The organism is Amphritea sp. 1_MG-2023 (assembly GCF_030547545.1).
Lineage (GTDB): Bacteria > Pseudomonadota > Gammaproteobacteria > Pseudomonadales > Balneatricaceae > Amphritea.
Genome location: NZ_JAUOQE010000087.1, coordinates 1 through 689 on the forward strand (window position 1 = coordinate 1; position 689 = coordinate 689).

The 689-nt window shown below is 56.2% G+C and carries 1 protein-coding gene; it reads left to right on the forward strand.

Features of this window, described 5'->3' with window-relative positions; genetic code table 11:
• The coding region (locus tag Q4488_RS18785) for a VCBS domain-containing protein (protein ID WP_303582135.1) at window positions 1-689 on the forward strand (689 nt) is incomplete at both ends.

Sequence of the window (689 nt, forward strand, 5' to 3'; positions counted from 1 at the left end):
GGGACTTACGGCACCTTAACCTTAGATACGGCTAGCGGTGCTTATAGCTACAGCAAGAATGCCGCTGCGATCGAAGCCTTGGATGCGGGCGATACCGACAGTGATCTGTTTACCTTAACGGTCACCGATGCGGATGGCGCCTTGGTCACGCAGACCTTTACCGTCAATGTCACCGGTGCGGATGATGCACCGACCCTCGATGCGGTCACCAGCGGTTCGATTGCCGAAGTGGATCAATCTAGTTCGACTACGGACGCGAATCTCAGCGGCACCTTAAGTGGCGCGGATGTCGATGATGGCGACACCCTGACTTACGGTATTGCTACCGGATCGGTCACGGGTACCACCGCCACCTTGGCAGGGACTTACGGCACCTTGAGTGTAAATACCAACACGGGTGCTTACAGCTACAGCAAAAACGCCGCAGCGATCGAAGCCTTGGATGCGGGCGATGCTGTTAGTGATCTGTTCACCTTAACGGTCACCGATGCCGATGGTGCCTTGGTCACGCAGACTTATACGGTCAACGTCACTGGTGCCGATGATGCACCGACCCTCGATGCGGTCACCAGCGGTTCGATTGCCGAAGTGGATCAATCTAGTTCGACTACGGACGCTAACCTCAGCGGCACCTTAAGTGGCGCCGATGTGGATGGTGATACCCTGACTTACGGCTTGGTCGATGGTAC